This is a genomic window from Mesorhizobium sp. M2C.T.Ca.TU.002.02.1.1, from assembly GCF_003997225.1.
Genome location: NZ_RZTO01000743.1, coordinates 1 through 3,067, shown reverse-complemented (window position 1 = coordinate 3,067; position 3,067 = coordinate 1). Strand labels below are relative to the sequence as shown.

The following is a 3,067-nucleotide window of genomic DNA, read 5'->3' as shown; positions in this document are numbered from 1 at the left end:
CGGCATGGGGGTGGAAGAGGCTGATTTTCCCGGGCGCGATCCGATCGCCGAGATGGAAAAGTTCGGGCGGGAATACCGGCTGATGCTCGATGGGCTGATGCAGCTCCTGCGCAAGCGCGCCGAGGAGAAGGGAAGCGCGCGCGTCGCCCAGACCATGGTCGGCGCTTCCGAGGTCAATCCGCTCAAATTCCTGCCGACGGTCGAGGATGTCATCGTGACCATCATCGCGGAACGCAGCCCGGGCTTCCTGACCGGCGAGGCGGCGATCGGCGACGCTGTGAAAGATCTCGCGCAGCATCACGTGCGCGCCTGGCGCGGTGTGCAGGCAGCGCTTCGGCGCATGATCGACCGTTTCGATCCGGCCGCCATCGAGGAAGAGCTCAAGTCCAATTCCGCGATTGGCAATCTGCTGTCCGGTGGGCGCAACGCCAAGCTGTGGGAGCTCTACCAGAAACGCCATCGCGACATCGCCCAGAGCGCGGAATCGAGCTTCCTGGGCGAGATCGGCGCAGACTTCAGGGATGCTTACGAAGAGGAGTAGGGACATGATCGACAGACGCGAATTCATCGTTGCCATTGGCGCCACGGGCCTGCTTGCGGCTTGCCAGAGCGGCCCGCCGAAACCATCGGTCATCTCGGTCAACGTGACCGGCGGCGCCGGCATGAATCCGGGACCGGGCGGCGGCGACCGGCCGGTGACGGTTCTGGTGATGCGGCTTGCCAGCACCGGCAAGTTCAATTCGGCCGATTATTTCGCGCTGCAGGGCGATGCCGGTTCGGCGCTTGGCGCCGACCTTATCGGCTCGGACGCGATCTCGGTCGCGCCGGGCAAGACGGCGGCCAAGACCATCACGGTCGAGCCGAACGCGACCGCGCTCGGCTTCGTCGCGCTGATCCGCGAACCGGGCGGACGCAACTGGCGCACGACCAAGTCGGTTTCGCCAGGATCGAAGTTCACCATCAATGTCGGCCTCGGCAAGGGCGGCATTTCCGCCTGACGGCGAGACAACCACGGCAGTGCAGAGAGTGGCAGCATGAGCGACGCAAACAGGGTGCTGTGGTCGGAGGGTCTGTTTCTCAGGACCCAGCATTTCCAGCAGCAGGACCGGTTCTTCGAGGGGATGGTGCGCGGCGCCTTGCAGGCCGGCCAGCTCCACACGTTCGGCTTCCAGCAGCTGACGCTCGACCAGTCGCTGCTCGACGCCGGCCAGGTGTCGATCGTGTCCGCCCGGGGCATCTTCCCGGACGGCACGCCCTTCTCCATCCCGGAGCTGATGGACGCGCCCAAGCCGCTGCCGGTCACGGCCGATACCGGCGCCGGCCCGGTGCTGATCGCGCTGCCGCTGGAGCCGCCCGGCGGCGTCGGCTTCGATCCGGCGCATGCGGCATCGACGGGGGCGCGCTACCACGGCAAGATCGTCCCGGTGCGCGATGCCGTGCAGGGCGGTGCCGATCCGGAAGAGATCGAGGTCGCCCGACCGCAGGCGGTGTTGCTTGCGCCCGGCAAGTCGGTCGGCGGCTATACCGCGCTGCCGGTAGCCGACATCACGGGCGTGCGCGCCGATGGCGGCGTCTCGCTCGACCCGGCCTTCCTGCCGCCGACGCTGATCACCGGTGCCGTCCACTGGTACCGGCAATTGCTGCAGGAAGTCGTCACCGGCCTCGACCAGATCGCCGAGGCGCACGGCAAGATGGTGATGGGCGGGGCAGGCCGCAGCGTCGAAGACTTGCTGATGCTGCACCTCGCCAACGCCGCGCGGCCGCGCCTTGCGCATATGCTGGCGCAGGATGTCTTCCATCCGGCCGAGCTCTATCTCGAGCTTGCCGGCCTCGCCGGCGAGATGGCCACCTACGGCTCGAGCTCGCGGCGGCTCGGCGAATTGCCGGCCTACGACCACATGGCGCCAGGCCCCGCCTATATGGCGCTGGCGGACGCCTTGCGTTCGCTCATCCTCAGCCTGCGCTACATCGAACCGAAGTCGCGCGCGCTGCCGGTCATGCGGCACGCGACCAATGTCTGGAAAGTGCGCATCGACAACCCGAAGCTGCTCGTCGCCAGCCGTATCGTCATCCGCGTCGGCTCCGAGCTTTCGGAAGACGCGCTGCGCAAGATCTTCGTCAACCAGGCGACGGTCGGCTCGGCCGACCAGTTCGAAGGCCTCTGGAAATCGCGCCTGCCCGGCATCCCGCTGAAGCCGCTGCATTCGCAGCCGCGCGAGATCCCCTATGACGGCGATCGGCTGTGCCTGGAGCTCGACCAGAAGAGCGAGCACTGGGCCTCGTTGCTCGACGCTCCGGGCTTCGTCATCGGGGTGTCCGGCGTGCTGCCGAGCGAGCCTCAGGTCGACTGCTATTCGGTGAACAGGTGAGGCCATGAGCCGGGATGATCCTTTCGGACTGTCGGAGGATCGCGAGCGCACCCGCATCCGGCTGACGGGTGCCGCGCCCCGGCCGCTGGCGCCGCTGGCGCCGGGCGCGCCGGTCAAACGCGCGCGTGCGCACCCCAACACGCTCATCAACATCTTCGCGCCGCTGCTCGAATTCGCGCCGGAGCTCGAAAGCGCGCTGGCGCCGGAGAACCCGGAAGTGATGCGCACGCGCCTGCTCGACGAGCTGGTGCGGGCGCGCGACGCCGCTGTTGCCGCGGGCTCGTCGCTGGAGCGCGCGGACCAGGCGGCATGGGCGGTGGCGGCGCTGCTCGACGATCTCGCGCTCAACACGCCATGGGGCGGCGCCAGTGCCTGGCCGCGCCAGCCGCTTGTGGTGATGCTGCGCGGCGACGTCGATGCCGGCACCCAGTTCTTCACCCGCCTCGACGAGCTGGAGCGGCATCCCAACCGCGACCGCGAAATGCTTGAGCTGCAATATTACTGCCTGGCGCTTGGCTTCCGCGGCAAGTACCGGGTGCCCGGCCGCGCCGGCGACCGGTCGCTCAACGCCGTGCGCGTGGCGGCGGCGCGCTTCCTGCGCAACGCGGATGCCGAGGACGCGCCGCTGTCGCCGAACTGGAAAGGCGTTGTCGCCTCCGACGAGCCGCAGCGCTTCATCGTGCCGATCTGGGTGATGG

General features: G+C 68.3%; 4 protein-coding genes. All 4 read left to right on the top strand.

What is annotated here, in order from left to right; translation table 11 throughout:
- The coding region (gene tagH, locus EOD07_RS28640) for a type VI secretion system-associated FHA domain protein TagH (RefSeq protein WP_127237754.1) at positions 1-541 on the top strand (541 nt) is incomplete at its 5' end.
- A gap of 4 nt (positions 542-545) precedes the next feature.
- A complete protein-coding gene (tssJ, locus tag EOD07_RS28635; protein ID WP_073988854.1) occupies positions 546-998 on the top strand; it encodes a type VI secretion system lipoprotein TssJ in 453 nt (150 codons plus the stop codon).
- Positions 999-1,034: 36 nt separating this feature from the next.
- Positions 1,035-2,369, top strand: coding sequence for a type VI secretion system baseplate subunit TssK (gene tssK / locus EOD07_RS28630; protein WP_041001906.1), 1,335 nt, complete (start codon positions 1,035-1,037; stop codon positions 2,367-2,369).
- Between the two features lie 4 nt (positions 2,370-2,373).
- A partial coding sequence (gene icmH, locus EOD07_RS28625) for a type IVB secretion system protein IcmH/DotU (RefSeq protein ID WP_164772622.1) occupies positions 2,374-3,067 on the top strand: 694 nt, incomplete at its 3' end.